The organism is Erwinia phyllosphaerae, from assembly GCF_019132875.1.
GTDB classification, from domain to species: domain Bacteria; phylum Pseudomonadota; class Gammaproteobacteria; order Enterobacterales; family Enterobacteriaceae; genus Erwinia; species Erwinia phyllosphaerae.
In genome coordinates this window covers 321098-345040 of the sequence record NZ_JAHSPF010000002.1, presented here as the reverse complement: position 1 = coordinate 345040, position 23943 = coordinate 321098, and the positions used below count along the sequence as shown (strand labels likewise).

Sequence of the window (23943 nt, the reverse complement as noted above, 5' to 3'; positions counted from 1 at the left end):
CGATAGCGGATAATCTACTATTTATCCGGCATCCAGGTAATCTACACTCGCCGACAAATTACAACAGGGTAAGGAAACGTCATGAAACTTCTGCTTCCAGCCATCGCCGTCGCGCTGGCCAGTTCTTTTGCAGCGCAGGCCGCCACGCCGCCGGATACGCTGGTTATTGCACAGTCTATCGATGATGCTAACAGCTTCGATCCCGCTCAGGGCTTCGAGCTGACCTCGGTACAGGCGTTTACCAACCTTTATCAACGTCTGGTTCAGCCAGACCCGAAAAACCCTGTCGATTTACAGCCTACGCTGGCCAGCTCATGGCAGGCTGGCAGCGATAACCGCAGCCTGACCTTTGCCCTGCGCGACGGCGTGAAGTTCTCTTCCGGCAATCCGCTTCGCCCGGAAGACGTTATTTTTTCATTAGGCCGCGTGGTTAAACTTAACCTCGACCCCTCTTTTATTCTGACCCAGCTGGGCTGGACCAAAGAGAACGTTGATTCGCACCTGAAAAAGATTGATGACCAGCACGTGCAGATTAGCTGGACGGCTGACGTTAGCCCGACCTATGTGCTGGGCCTGCTTGCCGCGCCGGTCTCCTCTATCGTGGATGAGAAATCCGCGATGGCCAACGCGCAGAAGAACGACTTTGGTAATTCCTGGCTGATCGCCCACTCTGCCGGCAGCGGCCCTTATCAGATCCGCAAATATATCCCGCATGAAGTGCTGCTGCTGAGCGCCAACCCGACCTCACCGGCCGGTGCACCAAAATTGAAAAACGTTTTGATTAAAAACGTGCCGGAACCGGCTGCCCGTCGTCTGCTGCTGGAACAGGGCGACGCGGATATCGCCCGTAATTTAGGCGCCGATCAGATGGCGGCGCTAAAAGGTAAAACGGACGTCAAGCCGATGGCGATCCCAATGGCTTCGCTGTATTACCTGCAGTTCAATATCGATGCCAGCCCGGCCCTGAAAAACCCGGCCTTCTGGGAAGCGTCCCGCTATTTGTTTGACTATAAAGGCATTGCCGACGACCTGTTAAAAGGTCAGTTCCAGGTACATCAGTCTTTCCTGCCGCAGGGCTTCTTAGGCGCGCTGAACGACAATCCTTACACGTACGATCCGGCAAAAGCGAAAGCGATTCTGGCGAAAGCCGGATTGCAAAACGTCAGCTTTAAGCTGAGCGTCAGCAACCAGCCGCCATACCTGGATATTGCCCAGGCGTTGCAGGCGAGCTTTGCCCGCGGCGGCGTTAAGGTTGAACTGATTCCGGGCATCAGTACCGAAGTGGCTACCGCCGTGAAAGCGCACCAGTACCAGGCCACGCTGAATGCCTGGGGTGCCGACTACTTCGATCCGAATACCAACGCCTCCGCTTTCGCCTACAACCCGGAAGACGGCAGCAAAACGCTGGCCTGGCGCTCCAACTGGCATATTCCAGAGCTGAACAAGCAAACGCTGGCGGCCACGGCGGAAAGCGATAAGGAAAAACGCATCAAGCTGTATGAAAATATGCAGCGCGAAGTGCAGAAGAATTCGCCGTACGTGGTGGGCCTGCAGGCGCGGAACCTGATTGCGCTGCGCGCTAACCTGACGGGCTATATTCAGGGCATCAACCCGGATATGGTGTACTACAGCCAGGTCAGCAAGTAATGGCGGGTTTTACCGCTGAAGCCGGGTCCGCCCGGCTGTTCTGGCTGCGCGGCGGCCGTCTGCTTACCGGTCTGCTTTCGCTGGCGGTGACGCTGCTGGGCCTGCTGGTTTTCACCTTTATCCTTTCCCATCTGTCGCCGGTCGATCCTGTTTTACAGATTGCGGGCGATCACGCCAGCGAATCGACCTATGTTCAGGTTCGCCACGAGTTAGGGCTGGATCAGCCGCTGCCGGTCCAGTTCTGGCGCTATCTGGTTCATCTGGCGCACGGTAACTTAGGGATTTCCCGACTGACCAACTCGCCGGTAGCCAGCGATCTGCTGCGCACCTTCCCGGCAACTTTTGAACTGGCGACCTGCGCGATGATCTTCGGCGCATTTTTCGGCATTCTGCTGGCGCTGGTGGCCGCATGGAAACCGGGTAGCGTGGTCGATAACATTGCGCGGATGATTTCGCTGCTGGGCTATTCCGTGCCGGTTTTCTGGCTGGGGCTGCTGGGGCTGCTGCTGTTTTACGCCGTGCTGCACTGGTCGGCCGGGCCGGGTCGTCTGGACGATATCTGGATCTATACGCTGGAGCCGAAAACCGGACTGATGCTGGTCGACAGCTGGCTTTCCGGCGACAAAGAGATGTTCCGCAACACCATTGCACACCTGTGGCTACCGGTAGTGGTACTGGGTCTGCTGGCGATGGCGGCCATCACCCGACTGCTGCGCGCCGCGCTGCTGGAAGAGAGCAGCAAAGAATATGTGACGCTGGCGCGCGCCAAAGGTGCCAGCCGTGGCCGCATTTTGCTGCTGCACGTTTTTCCTAACGTGCGCGGCACGCTGATTACCGTGCTGGTACTTTCTTATACCTCGCTGCTGGAAGGGTCAGTTCTGACCGAAACGGTCTTTGCCTGGCCGGGCGTGGGCCGCTACATGACTACCGCGCTGTTTGCGTCCGATACGCCTGCTATCCTTGGCTCCACGCTGCTGATTGGCGGCTGTTTCATTACGCTGAATGCGCTGGCGGATGCGTTAACTTATCTCACCGATCCGAGAACCCGATGACGCAAAATCTTACCGACCTCGATATCGCGCCGACAGGCCGACGCCGTCGTCCGCGAGTCACCTCTCTGGCGATTGGCGGAACGCTGGTTGCCATTTTACTGCTGGCGGCGCTGTTTGCGCCCTTGCTGGCTCCTTTCGACCCCAACGCGCAGATTATATCGGCCCGCCTGCTCCCGCCTTCCGCCACGCACTGGCTGGGCACCGACGGCTTTGGTCGCGACTTGCTTTCCAGGGTCATTTACGGCTCGCGCCCTACGCTGCTGCTGGTGTCGCTGATCCTGCTGCTAACCATTCCTGTTGGTATGCTGGTTGGCATCTGCGCGGGTTACCTGGGCGGCTGGACCGAGCGCGTGCTGATGCGCATAACCGATATTTTTCTGTCGCTGCCCAATCTGGTGATCGCGCTGGCGCTGGTGGCCATGCTGGGTCCTGGCCTGATGAATGGCGCGCTGGCGCTGGCGTTAACCAGCTGGCCGCCGTTTGCCCGCCAGGCGCGCGCCGAAACGCTGGCGCTGCGCCGCAGCGACTACCTGGCCGCCGCAAAGATGCAGGGCATTAACGGCCTGCGCCTGATGTTTGGCCATATTCTGCCGCTTTGCCTGCCAAGTGCCGTGGTGCGTGCCGCGCTAAGCCTTGGCGGCATTATTCTTTCCGCGGCCGGCCTGGGCTTTTTGGGCATGGGCGTGCAGCCGCCGACGGCAGAGTGGGGCTCGATGGTGGCGGAAGGCAGTAAGGTCATCTTCGATCAGTGGTGGGTTGCCGCCGCGCCTGGCGGGGCGATTCTGTTTGCCAGCCTGGCTTTTAACCTGACGGGCGACGGCCTGCGCGATCGACTGGATACCCGAAATGCTAACTGAACATTCCCCGCTTGTGGTAGCAAAAAACCTGACCATCAGCAGCCCAGCCGGTGCGACGCTGGTCAACAACATCAGCTTCAGCCTGGGCCGCGAACGCGTGGCGCTGGTGGGCGAATCGGGTTCCGGCAAATCGCTGACTGCCCGTAGCCTGATGGGCCTGCTCTCCCCTGCTTTGCATTTGCAGGCCAGTACGCTCAGCGTGGCGGGAGAAAACGCGCTGATGCTAAATGAGCGCCGCTGGAGCCAGCTGCGCGGCAGTAAGCTGGCAATGGTGATGCAGGATCCTAAATACGCGCTGAATCCGATGCGCACTATCGGCTGGCAGGTAGCGGAACCGCTGAAGCTGCACGCCCGCTTCAGCCGTGCGGAAATCAAAGAAAAAGTCTGCGATATGCTCAATGCGGTTGGCCTGCCGCAGCCTGCCGAGCTGATGAAACGTTATCCCCATCAGCTTTCCGGCGGCATGGGGCAGCGCGTCATGCTGGCCATTGCGTTGATTGCCGATCCGCAACTGCTGATTGCCGATGAACCGACCTCCGCACTGGATCACGCCATGCGCGATCAGGTGCTGGCGCTGATACGTCGACTGGTAGAAGAGCGCAATATGGGACTGCTGCTGATCAGTCACGATTTGCAGCAGGTCTCTGAGCATTGTGAACGAGTGATGGTGATGTATCAGGGCGATATTCTGGATACGCTACCCGCCGCTGAACTGCCGCAGGCGACCCATCCCTATACCCGTACGCTATGGTCATGCCGACCGAGTAAAGCAACCCAGGGCAAACCTTTACCGACGCTGGATCGCGCCGCGCTGGAGGCTCATCGTGAACATGATTGATCTGCAAAACCTTAGCGTGGCGCATCGCCAGGGCTATGAAAAGCGCACCGTGGTGCATGAGGTAACGCTTCAGGTTAAGGCCGGAGAATGCTTTGGCCTGGTTGGGCCGTCGGGCTGCGGTAAATCTTCTCTGCTGTGGGTGATGGCCGGGCTGAATCCAGAATGGCAAGGCGGCATGACGCTGGCCGGCCATCAGGCCAGACCGGGTAAAGCCTTTACCGGACAGCTGCGCCGCGATGTACAGATGGTCTTCCAGGATCCTTATGCTTCGCTGCATCCACGGCACCGCCTGCGTCGTACGCTGGCTGAACCGTTAAAGCTGCTGAAAGTACGGGATATCAATGACCGAATTGAGCAAGGTTTTCGTCATGTCGGCCTGGATCCCGCGCTGGCGGATCGCTATCCGCATCAGCTTTCCGGCGGTCAACGTCAGCGCGTGGCCATTGTACGAGCGCTGCTGCTGGAGCCCAAAATCCTGTTGCTGGATGAACCAACCTCCGCGCTGGACATGTCGGTACAGGCCGAAATTCTTAACCTGCTGAACAACCTTAAGCAGCAGGATAACCTGACGATGGTGCTGGTCAGCCACGATCCGGACGTTATCGATCACATGTGCGATCGGGCGGTCAGGATGGCGCGCGGCCATATTACCTGACCCCGCTGGCCGATCGTTAAGATCGGCCATAAGCAATTGATCTGGCTAATATCTTAAACAGCTAACCCTTGCCGGAATTCGCATTTCCCTGCCGCTTCTTTCGCCCTATAGTCCTGCTATCCCCCTACTCAGGACATGCCGATGCGCAAGACCACTTTTGCTCTTCTCGCCACGCTTTACGCTGCCCAGACTTACGCAGCCACGCCAGCCGATACGCTGGTGGTGGCAATCCCGCTGGATGGTATTATTAGCTTTGATCCGGCCGAAAGTTTTGAAACGGTCAGCAGCAGCAGCCTGGTTAATCTCTATCAGAAACTGGTCGATGCCGATCGCACCGACTCACGCAAGCTGGTGCCGCAGCTGGCCAGCGCCTGGCAGCCCGGCAGCGATGACCATAGCCTGATCTTTACCCTCAGGCCCGGCGCCACGTTTGCCAGCGGTAACCCGGTGACGGCGGATGATGTTATCTGGTCATTAAGCCGCGTCATTAAGCTGAACAAAACGCCCTCTTTTATCCTGGCGGAGTTTGGCTGGACGCCGGAAAATATTGGCCAGCAGCTGATTCGCCGTAGCGACAGCCAGGTTGAAATCCGCTGGCCTGCCGCTATCGGCCGCGATCTGGCGCTGCGCCTGCTGAGCGCGCCGGTCGCTTCCATTGTCGACAGCAAGCTTGCTCAGCAGCATGCCAGTAATCAGGATTACGGTAACGGCTGGCTGCGCGATCACTCCGCAGGCGGCGGCGCTTACAGCATTCGTAACTTCGTTCCACAGCAGGCGCTGGTGCTGGAGGAAAACACCCATGCCGTGCCGCTACCTAAGCTAAAACGTATTCTCCTGAAAGGCGTAGCCGATGCGGGTTCGCGTCGCCTGCTGCTGCAACAGGGCGATGCCGACGTGGCCTACGACTTAGGTGCCGATCAGTTCGCCGCGCTGAAAAACCAGCCCGGCGTGAAGATTGCCAGCTTCCCTTCCAGCCTGGTTTATTATCTTGGCTTTAATACTCAGGACAAACAGCAGCCCGCGCTGGGCAATCCGGCGCTCTGGCAGGCCGCGCGCTGGCTGGTAGATTACGACGCTATCTCTAAAGATCTGCTTAAAGGGCAGTACCAGGTGCATCAAAGTTTTCTGCCGCAGGGCTTTGATGGCGTGCTGGAAGATAAACCTTTCCATTACGACCTGGCTAAAGCAAAGCAGATTTTGCAGCAGGGCGGCATTAAGCCCGGCACCCGCTTTTCGCTGACAATCATTAACCAGCCGCCTTATACCGATGTGGCGCAGGCGCTACAGGCCAGCTTTGCCAAAGCGGATATTCAGCTTGCCATTCAGCCAGTGGCGGAAGCCGAGCTGTGGGGGAAAATGCGCGGGCGTGATTTTCAGTCGATCTTTATCTATTGGGGCGCGGACTATATCGATCCCAATACCAACGCCAGCGCCTTTGCGTATAACGTGCCGGGCGGGCCAAAAACGCTGGCGTGGCGGCTGGGCTGGGCTATCCCCAAACTGAGCGAAGAAACAAAGGCGGCTGCCGCCGAAAGTAACGTACAGAAGCGCAACGCGCTTTATCAGCAGCTACAGCAACAGATTCAGCATGATTCGCCTTATGTCGTCACGCTGCAGGGACAAAAACTGGTGGGATTACGCGATAACGTGCAGGGTGCGCAGCAAAGTATCGGCGTGAGCATGCTTTATTATGACAGCGTCAGCAAACGCTAAGCCTTGTAACGGGGGATGTCTGACAGAGGACGCTTGCTCCCGGAGCCTGCGCTTTAAATCTCAAACGGGCGGTAAACCGCCCGTTTGTCACCTCAGGAGATAGCAGAGTCAGAAGCGTGTTTATGCTTATCGGACTCAAAATGCGCCTTAAACTGCTCATAGATAGAGATCATGTTTGAAGCGTCGCCCTGCATCGGGCTGAGTTTACCTGCGCGTACCAGTTCGATAACCAGTTGCAACGCGGCCTGTTTAGGGCTGCTGGAGGGGTGAGCGATTTCAGATGACATAGCGGCTTCCGTGAAAAAGAGTAAAGGCTAATTTTAACAACTTTCCCCACTCTCGGTGGAAGTTTTTCACCGTGCCCGGTTCGCTTTGCTTTTACCTCTTTTACCTTGTCGGTGACCATCCATCCAGCGCAGAAAAAATCAGCGGGAAAAGTGAATAATTATGCACTTAGCAAACTTTGTACAACTTTCAAATTAAACTTGTACAACGTCTCAAAAACGTCTACATTTCAATCCGTAACGTATTATGCATTTGCATAGCCTCAGGAAGTGCAGTAGGGTTTCCCACTTCCCGAGGCAATTTTTTCCTCTCTACTGACCACATTTTTTCCCTCCTAAGGCAAATTTAATTTTTCCGCTCAATACTTTACCTTATTTTGGCACTGAAAATAGCCACATAGCGCCTTCAACTTCAGCTAGCCCGTATTTTACTGCCTGAAAACAGAGGTTTTCCTCTGTAAATCCCACGATTTTGTTAAGACCAGCCAGTTTAAGACTATTCCAGCGGATCTCCCCAGGCTTCCTCCGATATTATTGTGCGAGGCTTGCAGGCCGCCGTAACGTAGCGCTAACTTCATAGCTTATGACTGGCAGTGCCCCTTAAAAGCAGAGCCGGCCCTTTTATCAACTTCTGGCTTTTTATTATGACTAAATTTATTACGCTGGTAATACCGGTGTTTTTTGCCGCGACGCTGTCGACGGCTACCCAGGCAAAACAGGTGACGCTGAACCTGTCGCAGGAGCAGGATGGCGGGTCTGCAGGACGCGCCTGCATGTATATTCATCAGGGCCAGGCGGAATATCGCATCGTCAAAGCGGGCGAAAACTGTCCATCAACGGTCACCATTGAAGCGATAACCCATCGTACCTGAGCGCTTTTTTCCTGTCCGGAGATACGTCTGCCGCACGGAGTATGTTACCTTTAGCCTAATGGCTATAGTCTGACTGCTTGCGTCCGATTGTGCTTCCTGACAAGGAGTTAAGTGTTGAAAAAAATTAATATTAAGCTGCTGACGGTGGTGGCGACATATTTGGTTATTTTGCTGCATACGGCCGCTATCCCTTTTAGCTATTTTCATCTTGCCTGGTCCGTTTCGGTAATGTATGAAGCGCTTGGCCGCATTGCTTTCCCGCTATTTCTACTGATTGCTGGCTATGTATCCTTAAATAAAAATGAATCATTGCTCAGTACGTTAAAAACGCGCGTGCTGGATTTGGTTATTCCCCTTATTGCCTGGTCAATAATCTATATTATTTATAATAAAGAGGTGAATGCCGATACCACGCCGGTCAGCCTGCTGGAGCTGCTCAGCAAGCCCGCCTACCCGCACATGTGGTTTATTTATACAATGATTTTGCTTTATCTGGTCACGCCGCTCCTTAATACATTTATTCAAAACGGCAGCCAGCAGCGCGTTAACTATACGGTTACCGTCTGGTTTGTGCTGGCTTCGGTCTATGTATTATTTGATAATGTGAAGGCTAACCTTCTGGAACACAAGGCTATTCCTGTGGCCAGCAATATCGATATGGTGGTGTATTTGTCGGGGTTTTATATTATAGGCGGGGTGGCAAGACGTTTTAATATTAATCCTAAGGTCGTTATTTCGGGCGTTATCTTTATTCTTTCTACCGTATTAACGGCGGTCATGACCTATTCGCTTTCCATCAGTACATTTGCGCCAAACGAGGTTTTCCTGTTCTACTCTGCCCCGACGCTGGTTGTCGTTTCGCTGGCAGGCTTTTTTATGCTGCTGAATGCGCCTTTCCAGTACGGCAAGCGAGCTATCAGAGTGGTGCATGGATTGTCCAGGCTGAGCCTCGGCATCTTCTTTGTGCACATGATGGTGCTGGAAGCAGTTCTGCGTTTACTGCACATGGAATTTGAAAGCTACTATTCTGCGCTGACGATCCCGCTTATCGCCCTGCTCTGCTTTCTGGTTTCTGCGGCGATTGTCTGGCTGCTACGCTTAATCCCCTGGCTGAGGCGCATTACCTGAATAGTCGAAAACGGCCGCGCATCCAGGCGGCCGCTCTTCCGGTAAGGCACCGGAACGCCACGGGCTGTCAGTATGCTGCTGCAGCAAATCTGTGTGGCTGATTGATTGCTCTGCGTGCAATCCAGTAAAGCAGGATCCTCTCTTCATCGCCGTCCTGATCCGCCATCGCTAATAGCTTGAGCGCCAGCGTAGCTTTGTTAACAGGCTGCCCGGTAATACTCAGGTCAACCACCGCTTTACCAATTATGGTGCAAACTTCTTCATCACTTGACGTAGGGATATGATAGTCGGTGCTCATTCTCTCCTCCTGTTTGATGTAAACTTTAAGTCTGGCAGAGCCTCGCAAGATTGCCATCTCAAAGTTGTTTTCTCTGTCGGCGAGCACCTTGCCGCTATATTTCGCTTTTCTGAGTAAAATCAGGAGGTGACCCTTGCCACCGTCATTTTTTGGTCACATTTGCTAACCACAAAACACATTGATACATACCTGTGTTTCTTTTACGCCGGATTTTCTGCCCTGGCGCGGGAAACCGGCGACATTTTTTGTCATCGTTTATTCTGAAAATGAGGTTGAGAATATAGATTCTACTGGCACTTATTTATGTCCAGCATTGCTATTTTTTCCTGGCCGGTCGCCGCCCTCCTTATTAAGATAATTCTGTAAATTTGAGTGCTCTCCTTTTATTCCCTGCCGCCCGGCTGCAAAAGGATTTTCTGCATCGGTCAGGCCAGCGCTGTTTACTTTAATAAAAGGTGGAACTGTTTGCAGAGGGCGTTAGTGGAAACGCGCTGAAAATTACTTTTTGCCTCTATTTGCAATGTCGAAATTTAAATCTAAGCTTTCCGGCAACAACACCTGTTTACACCCAAGGATAAATATAATGAAAAAAATCACCGCACTGGTTCTGTTTTTAACGATGGCAGGCAGCAGCAGCGCTTTTGCCGCACCAGCACCCGCAGCAGCAGGCGTTGCGGCCGGCAGCGAAGCGACCACCATGTCCAGCGGCAACTCTAACGCCGTCGGCGTAGGCGCGGTTGGCGCACTGCTGGGTATCGCTCTGGCCACCATGGGCGGTGGCGGCGGTGACGGCAGCAACGGTGCTGGCTCTACCACCACCACGACCACCACTACCGCGACGATGGCACCATAATCGCGGCAGGCCAGCTTGTTGACCGTAAACAGGCTGGCTGTTCCCCCTCGCCTCGGGACAGTTATCATCTTCGTCCCCGATCAGCTTTGCCCGCAGCCGCCTCGCTTTTCACCTATACTTGGGACTGATTTGGATTCACTATGGAGAGGCTATGTTAATCGGCTTCGTTTTACTGGTCAGCGCCTGCGGTCATGATGCCTGTGACGCCCTGCCCGTGTCTGACCATATTTTCCCCACGCGAGCTGCCTGCCAGCAGATGGCTAACCGTATTCACGAACGGCGGCCTTCTGCGGTGCTGTTATGCGGCGAGGTTTACCGTAATCACGGCGCTGAAACCACATCGGTTAACTAAGCAATCGTTTATCCCGCCTGGTTTTCCAGCGATCGATGCCTGCGCGAATTCAATTTATATTCACAAATAATGCAAGGTTATTTTCTGAGGCAAGATGCCAGGCTGTGCCTTTCGCTGGCGGTTGCGGCGGTTTTAGCAGTTATGACAGTTGCGGCAGATATGACAGGCCCGGTGCGCTCAGGCCATTTGCCAGGATTTACAGGTCCGGTTTGCTCAGGCCACTTGTCAGGATTGACAGGCCCGGTTTGCTCAGGCCATTCGCTAAGATTTACAGGCCCGATTTGCTCAGGCCATTTGCCAGGATTGACAGGCCCGGTGCGCTCAGGCCACTTGCCAGGATTGACAGGCCCGGTGCGCTCAGGCCACTCGCTAAGATTTACAGGCCCGATTTGCTCAAGCCACTCACTAAGATTTACAGACCCAGTTCGCTCAGGCCAGCATGCTCGTCAGGACGACGCCCCAGCGGCCAGTGGAATTTGCGCTCTGAAGGCTTTATCGGCAAGTCATTAATACAGGCATAGCGGCGCGACATCAGGCCGTTCTCGTCGAACTCCCAGTTTTCATTGCCGTAAGAGCGAAACCAGTTGCCGGAATCATCATGCCACTCATAGGCGTAGCGCACCGCGATGCGGTTACCTTCAAACGCCCACAATTCTTTAATCAGACGGTAATCCAGCTCTTTGGCCCATTTACGGGACAGAAAATCTTCCGCCTGCTGACGGCCATCAACAAATTCGGCTCGATTGCGCCACTGCGTGTCCCGGGTATAAGCCAGCGCGACCTTTTGCGGATCGCGACTGTTCCAGCCATCTTCCGCCAGGCGAACTTTTGCCATTGCGGTTTCACGGGTAAAGGGTGGCACAGGTAAACGACGTTCGATCTCAGCCATCAAAGCGCTCCTTAAGGTTTAGCTTTGTTCCGCATTGGCGTTTTCGTCGACATAACGGGTAACCGCCAGTAAACGATTGACGTGGGTAAGCAGCAGATCGACATCGGATTGCAAAAAGCTTTTGCCCGATGTGGTTGCCGTAACGATAGCGTTTTGAATATTGTCGGAAATCGTGGCTGCGTTATCCCCTTTACCAGCGGTTAGCAACAGCGCGGAAATCAGTAAAGACTGCGCCTCAACCTGAGCCGTCAGTTCTTTAGCGCTCACTTCAATCGTGGCCATTTTCATTAAAATATCGATAACCAGCTGCTTCATAATCTATCCCCGGAGTTTATTGTCTCAGAAATTACCATTACGTTCCGAAACGAGCAAACTGAAACAGCGTGAAAACCGCAGCAGGCTGAACCATGTACCGTATCCGGTATGACTTTTAGCCTGCCTGGTTGTTTTTTCGTACAAAACCGCTTTTTTCCTGCCGTTACACAATTATATTTCGCCGTTTCCTGGCTAAATGCCCAGCGTGGATTAAATTTATTGCTGTGATCCTTATCACACCACTATCACAATAATAATACTGGCAAGGGAGTAACTTGTGACTGAGACCTCAAACGGCGGTTCAGCCAGCGCGGCAGCCACGCCAACCGAACCGCTTGTAAAAGTTATCGCGTTTATCGCGACGCTTGGCGGTTTACTGTTCGGCTATGACACCGGGGTTATCGCTGGCGCACTGCTTTTTATGAAGCACGATCTGCATCTGACTTCGCTGACTACCGGCATGGTAACCAGCTTTCTTATCCTGGGGTCAGCTATCGGTGCCGTCTTTGCCGGACGCGTAGCCGACCGCTTCGGACGTAAAAAAATCATTCTCACCATGGCGCTGATTTTTATGGTCGGCTCGCTGGGTTGCGCTACCGCGCCCAACGTCGTCATGATGATTACCTTCCGCTTTATCCTTGGCTTAGCCGTTGGCGGTGCTGCGGCTATTGTGCCTGTTTATATCGCGGAGATTGTTCCGGCTAACCGACGCTGGCAGTTTGTGACGTTACAGGAACTGATGATCGTTTCCGGCCAGCTTATTGCCTATACCAGCAATGCCGCCATTAACGAAATCTGGGGCGGTGAAACCACCTGGCGCTGGATGCTGGGCGTCGCCTGCGTGCCTGCCGTCATTCTGTGGGTTGGCATGCTGTTTTTACCGGATACGCCACGCTGGTACGCCATGCATGGCCGCTATCGCGAGGCTCGCGACGTGCTGGAACGCACCCGCCATTCTCGTATGGTAGAAAAAGAGATGGGCGAAATCCGTAAGTCCATGAGCTCCAAAAGCGAGAAGAATGCGCTTCGTAAGAAAACCATTTCCACCTGGATGAAGCGGCTGGTCGCGCTGGGTATCGGCGTTGCCATGCTGCAACAGCTATCCGGCGTTAATACCATCATGTTTTATGCGCCGACCATGCTACAGGCGACGGGACTTGGCACCAATGCTTCGCTGCTGGCCACCATCGCTAACGGGGTAATTTCGGTCCTTATGACCTTTGTCGGCATTATGCTGCTTAGCCGTTTCGGCCGTCGCCCTCTGCTGCTGACTGGCCAGATCGGCTGTACCTGTACGCTGCTGGCTATCGGCCTGCTGACCTGGCTGATGCCGGAAACCGTCGACGGGCATCCGGACGTGTTACGCAGCTATCTGGTGCTGGCCGGGATGCTGGTTTTCCTTTGCTTCCAGCAGGGCGCGCTGTCGCCAGTTACCTGGCTGCTGCTGTCGGAAATGTTCCCGATGCGTATCCGCGGTATGGCTAACGGCATCTCCGTTTTTGCGATGCAGATGACTAACTTTGCCATCGCGTTTCTGTTTCCCACGCTGCTGGAGAAATTTGGCCTGACCAATACCTTCTTCGCCTTTGCCGCTATCGGCATTGCCGGCGGTATTTTCGCCGTGCTTTTCGCGCCGGAAACGCAGGGGAAAACGCTGGAACAGATTGAAAAACACTTTAAAAAGCATCTTCAGGACGACCCTGCCCCGCAGACGGGCAACTAAGCGATGCGCCAGGGAGGGCGCATTTCATCACTTTCTGACAGAAAAACCAGCCTGAACCTGCCAGGTTAACAGCAGGATTGACGGATAAAGAGGCCTGAAATGGGAACGGCGATATTTATGGTTTTGATGGTTTGCGGCTACTGGTATACCAGCCGCGACCTTTCGACACGCTTTAAAATCAAACGATCTTTCGGCTGGGACGTCTATTTCCTGGTTGCGCTTTATGGCTGTATCTTCGTTTTGCAGGGCCTCTTTGCTACCGCCCTGGTATGGCTGATTCTGCTTGCCCTCTCCAGCCTGTTTAACCTTATGCCAGGGTCAATCGGCGTTCATCATCATCACTGGCAAATCGAGTTTATGAACTGGAGCTTTTTAGGTATCCAGGCCCCGGTTGTAGTGATGCTAAGCTTTGCCGTCGCTTTTTGTCTTTATCGTTCTAACTGGTCCGGCAGCGCCCGGCTCAACAGCACCGGCCGAAAAAAACTGTATAAAGAGCTTTCCCGTTCTAACGGCGTGGAAGGTTTGCTGTTTCAATGTATGGAAGAAGGCGAACTGGCGTGGGTGACGCTAAAGTCGCGTCGTATTTATATCGGTATGGTGCATACCGCCTCTTATGAAACCGAAAACACCGCGAATATCGTAATAATCCCTATGCTGAGCGGCTATCGCGATGGCAAAACGCTGAACCTGTGCGTAGAGCATAACTACAGCAAATGGTATGCCGAACACGATATTACGCTGGATTCAGAACCGAAATCCGCTATGGCCTTCCGCAAAGTTATTCTGCTCGATCAGATAGAAAGCCTGTCGTTATTTGATGCGGCCAGCGCCAGCGCTCTGGCTTTCGACAGCGATGAGAGCAGGATTATTAAACCTGCTGAAGTCTGAACAAGGCATGCCACCAGCGGGTGGCATACGTCAGCCCAGCAGTAGCGTGATGAGCCAGAATCCGGCAAAAGTCATCAGCAGCGAGCCCATTACGTGGGTGATAACCGAGATCATCGCCCATAGATAGTTGCCCGCCTGCAGTAGCGTGACGATTTCCAGCGAGAAAGTAGAAAAAGTGGTCATTCCGCCGCACAGGCCGGTGGTAATTAACAGTTTCCAGCCGGGATCGAGCTGCGGGTGACGTAAAAACCACGCCGTTGCCGCACCGATGATAAAGCCCCCGACTAAATTAACCAGCAGCGTGCCGGGCGGTAGAGTGGGAAACAGAGCGTTCAGGCGTACGGCCAGTAGCCAGCGAATAACGCAGCCAGCGGAGCCGCCGATAATGACGGCAATCAGGGGTTTTATCATGGTGGTCCTCGGTACGGTGTGAGAAGAGCGTAAACATTCCATCTTCGCTTTGCAAGTCTCGCCCTGTCGCCGTTGTAGTGTCGCTTAGCCAGGTTAAGTAAGTTGAATTTACTGATTTTTATACGTTAATACATGGACTGCGCTACGCTTTTTAGCGTTGCGCTTAATGGAGGATGTCGCCAGCCTATGCGTTTTTTTGCCGTTCCCAAACAGGATATGCTGCTGGGTTTTTGTTGCCTGCCCGCGTTGATAGCTATTTATCTGGTCGGCTTCACTTTCCATCAGGTTCCGGCTGCCGGCCTGATGGCGGGCGGCGCGCTTACTCTTGCTTTTGGCGCGAATAAAACCTGGGGCAATTCTTCCTTCTCTTTGCTGTTCACTACCACGCTGGGCCTGGCTTTTTCTTCATGGCTTGGTTGCCTGACGGGAAACATCCTGCCGCTGTATATCGCTGTTGCCATGCTTTACGCCGGGATCTACGTAACAATGGCGAACGTTGACGGCAGCGCCTGGTGGATGCTGCTGCAATGGTCCATTGCCTATCTGGTCTCTGGTTATTTCGCCGGTTCGGTTGAACACGCGATGGACCGGGCGATGCTGGTGGGCGGCGGCGGCCTGGTGCAGATGGTTTTCCTCTACCTTGTTTTCCGCCGCTTTCCCTTTTATCTGAAGAACTTCTATCCGCGCGCGTGGGTGCGTTTTTTGCGGGTAACGACCGGCAAATATAAGCACAAAATTCATCTACAGTGGTCGGTATTTTTTGCGGTTTTAGCTATGCTGCTGGCGCTTTCAACGGTAGAAATTCTGCATCTGAAAAACGGTTACTGGGCAGGCATGACCTTGCTGATTTGCCTGCGCAACAACTACCGCGACTCGATATCGCGTGTACGGGCTCGCGTAATGGGTACGCTGGCAGGAAGTCTCTTTGCGGCAGTGCTTATTGATATCTACCATTCGCCTCTGTTTTTGGTCGGCGGCTTTCTGTTTTTTGGCTATGCCGCTTTTACCTGGTCCTACTCGCTGATTACTAAATCTTATTTCGTTTTTGCTTTTATCGTGACCGTCATGGTGGTGTTTATGATTGCCAGTCTGGGCACGTCGCAGATTGCTGTTGCCACCCATCGGCTGGAAACCACCACCATTGGCGGGATTTTTGCCCTGTTTGCCCTTACGCTAACGCGCCTGTTCACCCGCAAACAAATTTTGCTTAAGCGTTCCTCATCGGCCGACTGAAAGATACTGATTAGCCCCAGGGCATGCCCTGAAGCAATCCCCCCAGCGCGCCGAAAACTGGCAGCCGGGGTTAACTCATCGGCCCGTTTAGCTGACGGCTTGCTGCTCCTGCGGCTCTTCGCTATTAACCATGGCCGCCTGAATCTCTTCTTCATCCAGCGTAGGATTAAGCGCCGCCGCCAGCGGGGAGCTGGCCAGGCTGTCCGGGACAGCCACGTGAGGCGTAGGATTCTCCGCATTCTCCTGCTGGATTTTACTACGATGCCAGCTCATTCCCGCTATCGCCACTCCGCAAAGCGCGAAAAACAGATAGAGCATCTGACCGCCCAGCGGCTGCATCAACGCACCGGTCACCATCGGCCCAATACAGGCCCCAATACCAAAAGCCATCAGCAGACAGGCCGTCAGGGAAACGCGCCTTTCCGGTACCACGCTGTCGTTTGCCATTGCCACGACCAGCGGATAAAGAGAGAACTGCATCATGCTGGTAATAAACGCCGCGCCGGTTACCCAGACAAAGGTAAAGTGTAAAGGCAGCGTCAGCAGCAGAGCCGTCAGGGAGTAAAGCAGTGCGGTGCCGCCCAGTAAGCGATGGCGATTAAACCGGTCCGACAGCCAGCTGAGCGGGAATTGTGAAATCAGTCCCGCAAAAATAGTGATAGCCATAAATAAACCGGTTTGCCGCGTAGTAAAACCCAGCATGCTGGCATAGACAGGTGCCATACCGTAAAACGCGCCGACCGCCATCCCCGTTGCCAGAGTAATTAATAAAATGCGCGGGATAGTACGAAAAAAGTAGCCCAGCTCCATCGGTGCCGGCGACATAGGATGCGCATTGGTACGGGTAGTCAGCGCAATCGGCACCAGGCAAAGCGCAAAGCAGAGCGCCACGATCAGCAGGCTGGCGCTGCCTGAAGCGGCCTGGGTCATCAGGATTATCTGCCCGGATGACAGGCCCAGATAGGTCGCGACCATATAGAAGCCAAAAATCAGCCCGCGCTGCCCCGGCTCTGCCTGGTCATTCAGCCAGCTTTCCAACACCATATACTGACACATCATGCACAAACCAATGATCAGGCGTAGGAATATCCATACGGGCAGCCATTCAGTTAAGCCATGCCCCAATACGGATGCGGTAATAATGCCCGCACAGGAGACGTAAGCGCGAATATGGCCAACACGCGCAATCAGGTTGTGACCAACTTTTCCGCCAATCACCAGGCCGATATAGTTTGCGGCGGTGATGCCACCGATAAGCGTGCCGCTAACCTGTTCATGGGCAAGGCGCAAAGAAACATAGGTAGTAAGCAGGCCGGAACCAAGTAACATCAAGAGCGTGGTGGTATAGAGAGGCAAAAACGTGCCGAGGACTTTTTTCATTGCGGCTTCCTGTCACTTCATTCCAAAAAAGCAAACCTGAACCTTAAAAAGTAGTCGTGCTTTAGCGACTGCGGCAAGCTGTAAGCGGAGAAAAATAAGTCAGAAAGTAAAAAGCTTGCCGTCCCGCCTTTCGCTCAGGACGGCTGTCAGCTTAAATCGTACCGATAGCGCTTTTGTTATTGCCCTAAATCCCGCAGCTTGTTGCCTGCCAGCAGATTCTTTTCAATATGCTCCAGCGTGATATTTTTGGTTTCCGGCACCAGCAATATCGTAATAACAATGAACGCCAGATTAAACCCGGTATAAAGCCAGAAGGTGCCTGCCGCGCCAATGTTGCCCAGCAGCGTAAGGAAAGTTGCGCCGATAATCATATTCGCTACCCAGTTGGTCGTGGTAGAACAGGTAATGCCAAAATCACGGCATTTTAACGGCTGAATTTCAGAGCAGAGTATCCAGACCACCGGCGCCGCACTCATCGCATAGCCCGCAATACAGAGCATCGTCATCCCTACTGCCACCCAGGAAAGATTCATGGTGGCCTCGCCCTCGCCCACTTTCATCAGGCAGTAACCCAGCACCAACGTGGCGAAAGCCATCACCGAGAAGCCAATTTTCAGGATAGGTTTTCTGCCCGCTTTATCTACGGTAAATACCGCGATAAACGTAGCCAGCATAAAGGTGACGCCAACCACTACCGTCGCCATCATCTGCTGCTGCGTACTTTGAAAACCAGCCATTTTAAAAATCTGCGGCGCGTAATACATAATGATATTCATGCCCGTAAACTGTTGCATCGCCTGTAGCAGCATCCCCAGAAACACGGCGCGGCGCACGTTGCTGTTCTTACGAAACAGCGATAAGCCGCCCTGCTTCATTTTCAGGCTTTCACGAATCTCATTCAGTTCCTGTCGGGCTTTATCGGAAGTATCACGCAGCATACGCAACACCTCTTCCGCTTCCACGTGCAGGCCTTTTGCCGCCAGCCAGCGCGGACTATTAGGCAGAAAGATCACCATGATAAACAGGACAATGGCCGGAAGCGCCAGGATCCCCAGCATGGCGCGCCAGTTGCCGCTGTAGCTAAAAGCCGTATCGGATAAAAATGCCAGCACGATGCCAAAGGTGATCATCAGCTGATAGGTACTGATCATTTTGCCCCGGATATTTTCCGTTGCCATTTCAGAAAGATAGAGCGGCGCCGTATAGGAAGCGATACCCACGGCCACGCCCAGCAGTACCCGAAAAGCGAGTAATATTTCCAGGCTGGTCGACATGGCCGACCCCACCGATCCCACGATAAACAGCACCGCGCCTGCCATCAGGCTGTATTTACGGCCAAGACGATGCGAAACCCAGCCGTTACAGATAGCGCCAATTGCCGCGCCCAGCATCATGCTGCTGACTACCCACTCCTGCTGGTGGCTGTCTAAGGTAAAGTGCTGCGTGATAAAAGGCAGCGCGCCCGAAATCACACCGATATCCAGACCAAACAGCAATCCGGCCAGCCCTGCCGAAAACGAAATAAATATATTCATCCGGCGGACTTTATTTTTTTGCGCCTGTGGCAGCGCTAAACTGTCATTGATTGAAGCCATCATTACACTCCGGTTTTATCCTTGTCTGCCGGTAACATACAGACCGGAGCTTTCCGGAAGTTATGTTAAAGAGTCCACAGGCATGGATAAATCTGCTGTAGCAGGCCAGGATGTGATGGCGATCTCATTGTTTAGCGGCGCTCACGCCAGTTCTTGCGTGCTCGACCAGTTATAGCTCACCAGTCTGAGCACAATTTTTCCCGTCATTTCCCCATAACGCTGCTCGCTTCGCTGTGCAAAAAAGCGTTGTAAACGATCGGGTAAAACCGTCGCGTTATAGCGCAAAATTGTGCTGTGCCAGAAAAGCGGTGGCTCCTTTCCGCCATACCTTTGTTGCAGCAGCCCGGCCCAGTCAGAATCCTGTAGCTCGCGCCAGAACGCGGTTCGCTGCACGCTATTTTCCGCATCGGGGATACCGGCTATCAGCAGCTGATTGGGCAAAGCTACCAGCCGTAGATCCCGAACGCGTAAGGTTTGATGCAGATATTTTTCGGCTATTTTTCGCAGGCCACTAACGGCTTCGGGCTGACGATGGTTGTTATACAGAGCAGGCGTAATGGCAAGAAAGGTTAAATGAAAATGGTCTGGATGCATCACGTCGGCCAGCGGATCGCCCTGGCTTAGCTGTCCCAGCTCGGCCAGAAGTTCGCTTATCTGTGGGTTTAAAGCAGGCTGGATGCCGGTGGCAATAGCGCTCAAATTTTCCGGGTAAAACCCCGAATGCGTTTTTTGCTTAGGGTTTTCTTGCCAGATACGCTGCGTCTCTTGCGAGCGCTGCCGATAAATTTGCTCCAGGCTGGCGGCGACGTCAGACATGCTTTCCTCAATATGAAGGGACAAAATTTGCTATAGAGTGGAGGGAGTTTAGAAAGAATGAGCGGCCTTAGCAAAAGCAGAAAAACGAAATGAACTGCCCTCAACCTGCGCGGGCAGTCCACTATTCATCCTTTAGCAATCAGACATCCTCCTCCAGATCGTCGTCATCCTCTTCATATTCGTCGTCCTCTTCCTCATCCTCCTCTTCCAGAGGCGCATCGATTTCTTCATCGTCATCAAGCGGATCGACAATTTCATCGCTGCCTTCGGGAATATCTTCACGATCTTCATCTGCTGGATATTCAGCGTCATCAGGAACGGGTTCCTGGTAATCCGGACGTTCAGACATAGCTACCTCGATCAATCCACAGGGTCAGTTAACTATAGAGGCTGGGTATGAACATAGCCCGCGTTGCATCACAGATCCGATAAAATCAGCCGGGCTTTACTCTGGCAGTTTGTCGCCCGACTCCGGGGCCTCATCCGGGTTGTCTTTTTTGTCTTCCGGATCTTTTTCGATCCGGGTCAGGAAATATTGCTTCCCGCAATTTTTACGATAAACGCTGGCGTAAGGGGAATAAATGAACATGGCAATCTCCTGCATAGCGAATGAATACTCATTATAAACGCCATTTTAAGATCTGAGTCCCAAAAGCGCTGGAAACGAATCCGAAACCTTAGCGCAAAGCTGGTAACTTGTTCACTTGCCTGCTCTACTCATTTAACGGGTCTGTGCGCTTTATTTTTCAGGTCAACGCCTTAAGGGGAAAATCATGGAAAAAATCACGGTTCAGTATGGCACTTTAACCTTTCCGGCTGAATACAGCGAAACCAGAATCGGGAAGAACAACTTTGATAAAACAGTGCTTATTGCTAAAAATGAGCAAAGCACGGCATTGTTTAGCGGCGCGCTGCGGGAAACATTTAATTTTGATTCCGAGCGGCTGGGAGATGAAGAATATATTCTTAGCGATGAAGTGCCGCAGCATTTTATTTTTACCAATATTCCCGGTAAAACAAACAGTGCCGGTGACAAATAATATTCCCCTTTTAAATCAAAAATTTTAGCCATAAAAAAACCCGGCCGGAGCCGGGTTCGCTGAAGCGACAGAACTTACTGCAGCAGAGACAGAACGCCCTGTGGAACCTGGTTGGCTTTTGACAGCACGGAGGTACCAGCCTGCTGAAGGATCTGCGCCTTCGACATGTTTGACACTTCTGTTGCGTAGTCAGCATCCTGAATACGTGACTGAGACGCGGTCAGGTTGGTTACAGAGGTGTTCAGGTTGTTGATGGTGGATTCGAAACGGTTCTGAATCGCACCCAGGCCGCTACGTGCGGTGTCAACGTCCTTGATGCGCGCATCCAGGTCTGACAGGTCGCCGCCAGTCACGCTGAACGTTGCGCCCAGGCCAGAAGTCTGGAAGCCAGCGCCGGACAGGTCGATGCTGATCACGTTAGCGTCGGTAGAGTCGTTAGCACCAACCTGAATGTTTACGCTGCCGGTAGAGTTGAAGATTGCCGTGCCGTTAAAGGTGCTTGCCGCGCCGATACGGTTGATTTCAGACAGGCGTGCGTCAACTTCTTTCTGGATTGAGTCGATGTCGTCGGCGCTGTTGGTGCCGTTTTTCGCCTGCACGGTCAGTTCACGGATACGCTGTAAGTTGGTGTTGACCTCGTCCAGTGAACCTTCAGCGGTCTGGGTCAGAGAGATACCGTCGTTGGCGTTACGTGATGCCTGAGTCAGACCTTTGATCTGTGAGCTCATGCGGTTAGCAATCGCTTCACCCGCGGCGTCGTCTTTAGCGCTGTTGATACGCAGGCCGGAAGACAGGCGTTCGATAGCGGTGCTCAGAGAAGCCTGTGATTTGTTCAGGTTGTTCTGAGTGGTCAGTGACATAATGTTAGTATTGATAACGGACATGATCGTTTCCTTAAAATTTTACCAGGGTTCGGATACGGCGCCAGGATGCCCGTCACCGTCTGTATTATTTATCGTCACCACCTGGTAAAACTTTAAAACGAGTTGAGAAAAAGCAGGCAAAAAGGTCATTTTGATAAAAAACACTATATTATCAAATTCTTAGCATTTTACGCAGAGAGAGGTTAGCAATACTCAGGCTCGTATCGGTCGAAATTTGAGGTATGCTCTTGTATTCATGTACTAGCCATAAGGTTCAGAGAATGGTTTTTTCTACGATAGAAGATGTCAGAAGCCAGATTGATCGATTAGATAGCGAGCTGGTCAAAATTATTGCCCAGCGCGCCGAGTGTGTTAAAGCAGCCGCCGCGTTCAAAACCGATCGCTCAGCCGTTCGCGCCCCGGATCGTGTGCAGCAGGTTATAGATAAGGTTCGCAAGAAAGCGGTTGAGGCAGGACTTTCAGAAGTCATTATTGAGAAAGTTTACCGGACCATGATAAATGCATTTATTGAGTACGAGCTTGAGCAACACGAGCGGTTACAGCAGGAAAAAACTAACTCTGTATAGCAATTCCAAACAAGGGGGGAAGTAAGGCTGCGCTTGTGCCATGCCTCTTTATATTCCCCCCTGAAAGCGAAAGCGCTCAGGTCTGGACTTTTAATCCTCGGGATCCGTCAGCGTGGCCCTCATGCGAGGAAGACTCTGAGGATAGTTTTGCTGAATAAACTCAATCATTTTTTCCCTTACGTAACAGCGTAAATCCCAGGCCGTAGGGGAATTCTGCGCCGTCATCAGCATTCTGATTGTCATGGTCTTATCATCAGTATCGGTAACCTGAAGCACCTGGGTTTCCCGGTCCCAGAGTTTTGTCTCACTGAGGACTTTTTCAAAATGCTTGCGCAGAGGTTCTAACGGCATGGAATAATCAAGATAGAGAAAAACCGAACCTAAGATTTGTGCATTATTACGCGTCCAGTTCTGGAACGGATTTTCTGTAAAGTAGGTAATGGGCAAAACCAGTCGACGCAGATCCCAGAGACGTACCACCACATAAGTCAGGTTTATCTCTTCAATCCAGCCCCATTCTTTTTCAACCACAACCGCGTCATCGATTTTAATAGGTTGCGTAAAAGCTATCTGAATACCGGCAAACAGGTTAACGAGCGATTTTTGTAGCGCAAAACCAATTATTATTCCGGCTACCCCTGCACCCGCCAGGATTGTCGTGCCAAACTGCCGAACGCCAGGAAAGCTAAGCAGGATAAGGGAAAGACAAACGGTTACCAGGATAACGATGGCAACCTTTTTAACGTACATTATCTGCGTACGTATTTTTCGGGCGCGAAGATTATTTGAAAGATTAATATCATAGCGTATGAACAGCATATCCTGCGCCACGTTAATCAAGCGGATCAGAACCGAACAAAACGATAATATAATAAATATATGAATAGTGGATGTAATAAAGCTAATGGATTCAGGTTCAATATTTACATAATTAAGCCCTATGCTGATCAGCAATAAAGGAATAAAAAGAAACATTGATCCATGCAGATGCTTTTCAAGCGATTTAAACAGCTTTCTGTCTCGATTCTGCCAGTAGCGGATGAATCTGAGCAGCGTAAATCGCGCCAGAAACCCCAGTGCGAGGGAGAGCGTGACGAGCAATACAGCAGGCACCCATGATGGCGCGCCAGATAACTCACCAAATAGCAATGGCATCATTTTCCCTTACGTTAAGCCCACGACCTTTCGTCGTCAGGCAAGTTAAAAATCAGTAACCCTTTTCTTCCAGGTTATCTGCGGATTTCTTCTGTTCACCGCGCTCGCTTCTGGCACAAAGCGGACGCAGGTCTAATAAGCTTATACCCCTTTCGGCAGATCGGGAGTTTTTGCCGGTTCCCTGGCGATGTTTCATGGCTTTGTTTTTAATTTTATAGATAGATATCAGCAGGTTAAATGCTACTGAGGCCAAATGAATGCTTGTATCCTGACCGGGTTAGCATTCGGGAAATTCGGTCTTTGACAAATGCCTTTGTAGATTCGCGATCTACCATTCGATCGCCAGGCCCAGGACATCCCGTTAAGAGAAATACGACAGCCAGTAATCCAGCGGCGAGCGCTCGCGCTTTCATTCTGAGGGGATTTAATATGGATAAAATCAATAGAATAGAGATGACTGGTGCCGATAATAGGAATGAATTTTACAACATAACTTATT

At 52.7% G+C, this 23943-nt stretch carries 27 protein-coding genes; 15 read left to right on the top strand and 12 right to left on the bottom strand.

Annotation, left to right across the window (positions count from 1 at the left end):
• Positions 1-81: 81 nt before the first annotated feature.
• The 6 genes from KUE00_RS04965 to KUE00_RS04940 all read left to right on the top strand — a co-directional run bounded on the left by KUE00_RS04965 (position 82) and on the right by KUE00_RS04940 (position 6762).
• Positions 82-1647 (top strand): ABC transporter substrate-binding protein, encoded by a 1566-nt coding sequence (locus KUE00_RS04965; RefSeq protein WP_246758464.1) that lies wholly within the window; start codon positions 82-84, stop codon positions 1645-1647.
• Positions 1647-2699, top strand: a complete 1053-nt coding sequence (locus tag KUE00_RS04960) for an ABC transporter permease (protein WP_246758463.1) — start codon at positions 1647-1649, stop codon at positions 2697-2699. Before KUE00_RS04965 ends, KUE00_RS04960 begins: the two co-directional genes overlap by 1 nt.
• Entirely contained in the window at positions 2696-3556 is an 861-nt protein-coding gene (locus KUE00_RS04955; RefSeq protein ID WP_246758462.1) for an ABC transporter permease, read from the top strand. The genes KUE00_RS04960 and KUE00_RS04955 overlap by 4 nt, the downstream gene beginning before the upstream one ends.
• Positions 3546-4394: an ABC transporter ATP-binding protein gene (locus KUE00_RS04950; RefSeq protein ID WP_246758461.1), complete on the top strand. Its 849-nt coding sequence runs from the start codon at positions 3546-3548 to the stop codon at positions 4392-4394. Before KUE00_RS04955 ends, KUE00_RS04950 begins: the two co-directional genes overlap by 11 nt.
• Entirely contained in the window at positions 4387-5049 is a 663-nt protein-coding gene (locus KUE00_RS04945) for an ABC transporter ATP-binding protein (RefSeq protein ID WP_246758674.1), read from the top strand. Before KUE00_RS04950 ends, KUE00_RS04945 begins: the two co-directional genes overlap by 8 nt.
• A gap of 141 nt (positions 5050-5190) precedes the next feature.
• Positions 5191-6762 (top strand): ABC transporter substrate-binding protein, encoded by a 1572-nt coding sequence (locus KUE00_RS04940; protein WP_246758459.1) that lies wholly within the window; start codon positions 5191-5193, stop codon positions 6760-6762.
• A gap of 92 nt (positions 6763-6854) precedes the next feature.
• Here KUE00_RS04940 and KUE00_RS04935 read toward each other — a convergent pair whose 3' ends face one another.
• On the bottom strand, positions 6855-7049 hold the full coding sequence (locus KUE00_RS04935; RefSeq protein WP_246758457.1) for a hypothetical protein: 195 nt from the start codon (positions 7047-7049) through the stop codon (positions 6855-6857).
• A gap of 641 nt (positions 7050-7690) precedes the next feature.
• Between KUE00_RS04935 and KUE00_RS04930 the strand changes: the two genes are divergently transcribed.
• Positions 7691-7918: a hypothetical protein gene (locus KUE00_RS04930; RefSeq protein WP_246758455.1), complete on the top strand. Its 228-nt coding sequence runs from the start codon at positions 7691-7693 to the stop codon at positions 7916-7918.
• 111 nt (positions 7919-8029) lie between these two features.
• The gene (locus KUE00_RS04925; RefSeq protein ID WP_246758453.1) at positions 8030-9046 is read left to right on the top strand and encodes an acyltransferase; all 1017 of its coding nucleotides are present in this window, start codon (positions 8030-8032) and stop codon (positions 9044-9046) included.
• A 67-nt stretch (positions 9047-9113) separates the two neighbouring features.
• On the opposite strand, the gene KUE00_RS04920 is transcribed toward KUE00_RS04925, so the two are convergent.
• A complete protein-coding gene (locus KUE00_RS04920) occupies positions 9114-9344 on the bottom strand; it encodes a hypothetical protein (protein WP_246758452.1) in 231 nt (76 codons plus the stop codon).
• Positions 9345-9927: 583 nt separating this feature from the next.
• Between KUE00_RS04920 and yjbE the strand changes: the two genes are divergently transcribed.
• The gene (gene yjbE / locus KUE00_RS04915) at positions 9928-10197 is read left to right on the top strand and encodes an exopolysaccharide production protein YjbE (RefSeq protein ID WP_281434489.1); all 270 of its coding nucleotides are present in this window, start codon (positions 9928-9930) and stop codon (positions 10195-10197) included.
• A 151-nt stretch (positions 10198-10348) separates the two neighbouring features.
• Positions 10349-10549 carry a hypothetical protein gene (locus tag KUE00_RS04910; RefSeq protein WP_246758451.1) on the top strand — a complete coding sequence of 67 codons (201 nt, stop codon included), beginning with the start codon at positions 10349-10351 and terminating at the stop codon, positions 10547-10549.
• 412 nt (positions 10550-10961) lie between these two features.
• Here KUE00_RS04910 and KUE00_RS04905 read toward each other — a convergent pair whose 3' ends face one another.
• Positions 10962-11438, bottom strand: coding sequence for a nuclear transport factor 2 family protein (locus tag KUE00_RS04905; protein WP_246758450.1), 477 nt, complete (start codon positions 11436-11438; stop codon positions 10962-10964).
• A gap of 18 nt (positions 11439-11456) precedes the next feature.
• Entirely contained in the window at positions 11457-11753 is a 297-nt protein-coding gene (gene iraP, locus KUE00_RS04900) for an anti-adapter protein IraP (RefSeq protein ID WP_246758449.1), read from the bottom strand.
• Positions 11754-12030: 277 nt separating this feature from the next.
• On the opposite strand from iraP, the gene KUE00_RS04895 reads away from it, so the two are divergent.
• Positions 12031-13476 (top strand): sugar porter family MFS transporter, encoded by a 1446-nt coding sequence (locus tag KUE00_RS04895; protein WP_246758448.1) that lies wholly within the window; start codon positions 12031-12033, stop codon positions 13474-13476.
• Between the two features lie 99 nt (positions 13477-13575).
• Positions 13576-14364, top strand: coding sequence for a hypothetical protein (locus tag KUE00_RS04890; protein ID WP_246758447.1), 789 nt, complete (start codon positions 13576-13578; stop codon positions 14362-14364).
• A gap of 30 nt (positions 14365-14394) precedes the next feature.
• Here the strand turns inward: KUE00_RS04890 and crcB are convergent, their stop codons facing one another.
• Positions 14395-14775, bottom strand: a complete 381-nt coding sequence (crcB, locus tag KUE00_RS04885; RefSeq protein ID WP_246758446.1) for a fluoride efflux transporter CrcB — start codon at positions 14773-14775, stop codon at positions 14395-14397.
• Between the two features lie 186 nt (positions 14776-14961).
• Here crcB and KUE00_RS04880 point away from each other — a divergent pair, with 186 nt between their 5' ends.
• Positions 14962-16008, top strand: a complete 1047-nt coding sequence (locus KUE00_RS04880; RefSeq protein ID WP_246758444.1) for an FUSC family protein — start codon at positions 14962-14964, stop codon at positions 16006-16008.
• A gap of 87 nt (positions 16009-16095) precedes the next feature.
• On the opposite strand, the gene KUE00_RS04875 is transcribed toward KUE00_RS04880, so the two are convergent.
• From KUE00_RS04875 to KUE00_RS04855, 5 genes are all read right to left on the bottom strand, one after another.
• Positions 16096-17388, bottom strand: coding sequence for an MFS transporter (locus KUE00_RS04875; RefSeq protein WP_246758443.1), 1293 nt, complete (start codon positions 17386-17388; stop codon positions 16096-16098).
• Positions 17389-17564: 176 nt separating this feature from the next.
• Complete coding sequence (locus KUE00_RS04870) at positions 17565-18983, bottom strand: sugar porter family MFS transporter (RefSeq protein ID WP_246758672.1); 1419 nt, start codon at positions 18981-18983, stop codon at positions 17565-17567.
• Positions 18984-19124: 141 nt separating this feature from the next.
• A complete protein-coding gene (locus KUE00_RS04865; RefSeq protein ID WP_246758442.1) occupies positions 19125-19799 on the bottom strand; it encodes a hypothetical protein in 675 nt (224 codons plus the stop codon).
• A 139-nt stretch (positions 19800-19938) separates the two neighbouring features.
• Complete coding sequence (locus tag KUE00_RS04860) at positions 19939-20148, bottom strand: hypothetical protein (protein ID WP_246758441.1); 210 nt, start codon at positions 20146-20148, stop codon at positions 19939-19941.
• A 96-nt stretch (positions 20149-20244) separates the two neighbouring features.
• Positions 20245-20388 carry a hypothetical protein gene (locus KUE00_RS04855; protein ID WP_246758440.1) on the bottom strand — a complete coding sequence of 48 codons (144 nt, stop codon included), beginning with the start codon at positions 20386-20388 and terminating at the stop codon, positions 20245-20247.
• Positions 20389-20572: 184 nt separating this feature from the next.
• Between KUE00_RS04855 and KUE00_RS04850 the strand changes: the two genes are divergently transcribed.
• Positions 20573-20839: a hypothetical protein gene (locus KUE00_RS04850; RefSeq protein WP_246758439.1), complete on the top strand. Its 267-nt coding sequence runs from the start codon at positions 20573-20575 to the stop codon at positions 20837-20839.
• Positions 20840-20913: 74 nt separating this feature from the next.
• On the opposite strand, the gene KUE00_RS04845 is transcribed toward KUE00_RS04850, so the two are convergent.
• Positions 20914-21723, bottom strand: a complete 810-nt coding sequence (locus KUE00_RS04845; RefSeq protein ID WP_281434488.1) for a flagellin N-terminal helical domain-containing protein — start codon at positions 21721-21723, stop codon at positions 20914-20916.
• A gap of 260 nt (positions 21724-21983) precedes the next feature.
• Here KUE00_RS04845 and KUE00_RS04840 point away from each other — a divergent pair, with 260 nt between their 5' ends.
• Positions 21984-22289 carry a chorismate mutase gene (locus KUE00_RS04840; protein ID WP_246758437.1) on the top strand — a complete coding sequence of 102 codons (306 nt, stop codon included), beginning with the start codon at positions 21984-21986 and terminating at the stop codon, positions 22287-22289.
• A 90-nt stretch (positions 22290-22379) separates the two neighbouring features.
• Here the strand turns inward: KUE00_RS04840 and KUE00_RS04835 are convergent, their stop codons facing one another.
• A complete protein-coding gene (locus tag KUE00_RS04835) occupies positions 22380-23444 on the bottom strand; it encodes a mechanosensitive ion channel family protein (RefSeq protein ID WP_246758435.1) in 1065 nt (354 codons plus the stop codon).
• Positions 23445-23943 lie beyond the last annotated feature (499 nt).

Excerpts from the sequence above, each read along its gene's own strand:
- KUE00_RS04910 (WP_246758451.1), top strand. The coding sequence starts at position 10,349 with ATGTTAATCGGCTTCGTTTTACTGGTCAGCGCCTGCGGTCATGATGCC.
- KUE00_RS04920 (WP_246758452.1), bottom strand. The coding sequence starts at position 9,344 with ATGAGCACCGACTATCATATCCCTACGTCAAGTGATGAAGAAGTTTGC.
- KUE00_RS04950 (WP_246758461.1), top strand. The coding sequence starts at position 3,546 with ATGCTAACTGAACATTCCCCGCTTGTGGTAGCAAAAAACCTGACCATC.
- KUE00_RS04840 (WP_246758437.1), top strand. The coding sequence starts at position 21,984 with ATGGTTTTTTCTACGATAGAAGATGTCAGAAGCCAGATTGATCGATTA.
- KUE00_RS04905 (WP_246758450.1), bottom strand. The coding sequence starts at position 11,438 with ATGGCTGAGATCGAACGTCGTTTACCTGTGCCACCCTTTACCCGTGAA.
- KUE00_RS04850 (WP_246758439.1), top strand. The coding sequence starts at position 20,573 with ATGGAAAAAATCACGGTTCAGTATGGCACTTTAACCTTTCCGGCTGAA.
- KUE00_RS04860 (WP_246758441.1), bottom strand. The coding sequence starts at position 20,148 with ATGTCTGAACGTCCGGATTACCAGGAACCCGTTCCTGATGACGCTGAA.
- KUE00_RS04880 (WP_246758444.1), top strand. The coding sequence starts at position 14,962 with ATGCGTTTTTTTGCCGTTCCCAAACAGGATATGCTGCTGGGTTTTTGT.
- KUE00_RS04965 (WP_246758464.1), top strand. The coding sequence starts at position 82 with ATGAAACTTCTGCTTCCAGCCATCGCCGTCGCGCTGGCCAGTTCTTTT.
- iraP (WP_246758449.1), bottom strand. The coding sequence starts at position 11,753 with ATGAAGCAGCTGGTTATCGATATTTTAATGAAAATGGCCACGATTGAA.
- KUE00_RS04890 (WP_246758447.1), top strand. The coding sequence starts at position 13,576 with ATGGGAACGGCGATATTTATGGTTTTGATGGTTTGCGGCTACTGGTAT.
- KUE00_RS04855 (WP_246758440.1), bottom strand. The coding sequence starts at position 20,388 with ATGTTCATTTATTCCCCTTACGCCAGCGTTTATCGTAAAAATTGCGGG.
- yjbE (WP_281434489.1), top strand. The coding sequence starts at position 9,928 with ATGAAAAAAATCACCGCACTGGTTCTGTTTTTAACGATGGCAGGCAGC.
- KUE00_RS04870 (WP_246758672.1), bottom strand. The coding sequence starts at position 18,983 with ATGGCTTCAATCAATGACAGTTTAGCGCTGCCACAGGCGCAAAAAAAT.
- KUE00_RS04940 (WP_246758459.1), top strand. The coding sequence starts at position 5,191 with ATGCGCAAGACCACTTTTGCTCTTCTCGCCACGCTTTACGCTGCCCAG.
- KUE00_RS04875 (WP_246758443.1), bottom strand. The coding sequence starts at position 17,388 with ATGAAAAAAGTCCTCGGCACGTTTTTGCCTCTCTATACCACCACGCTC.
- crcB (WP_246758446.1), bottom strand. The coding sequence starts at position 14,775 with ATGATAAAACCCCTGATTGCCGTCATTATCGGCGGCTCCGCTGGCTGC.
- KUE00_RS04945 (WP_246758674.1), top strand. The coding sequence starts at position 4,387 with ATGATTGATCTGCAAAACCTTAGCGTGGCGCATCGCCAGGGCTATGAA.
- KUE00_RS04960 (WP_246758463.1), top strand. The coding sequence starts at position 1,647 with ATGGCGGGTTTTACCGCTGAAGCCGGGTCCGCCCGGCTGTTCTGGCTG.
- KUE00_RS04955 (WP_246758462.1), top strand. The coding sequence starts at position 2,696 with ATGACGCAAAATCTTACCGACCTCGATATCGCGCCGACAGGCCGACGC.
- KUE00_RS04845 (WP_281434488.1), bottom strand. The coding sequence starts at position 21,723 with ATGTCCGTTATCAATACTAACATTATGTCACTGACCACTCAGAACAAC.
- KUE00_RS04930 (WP_246758455.1), top strand. The coding sequence starts at position 7,691 with ATGACTAAATTTATTACGCTGGTAATACCGGTGTTTTTTGCCGCGACG.
- KUE00_RS04935 (WP_246758457.1), bottom strand. The coding sequence starts at position 7,049 with ATGTCATCTGAAATCGCTCACCCCTCCAGCAGCCCTAAACAGGCCGCG.
- KUE00_RS04865 (WP_246758442.1), bottom strand. The coding sequence starts at position 19,799 with ATGTCTGACGTCGCCGCCAGCCTGGAGCAAATTTATCGGCAGCGCTCG.
- KUE00_RS04835 (WP_246758435.1), bottom strand. The coding sequence starts at position 23,444 with ATGCCATTGCTATTTGGTGAGTTATCTGGCGCGCCATCATGGGTGCCT.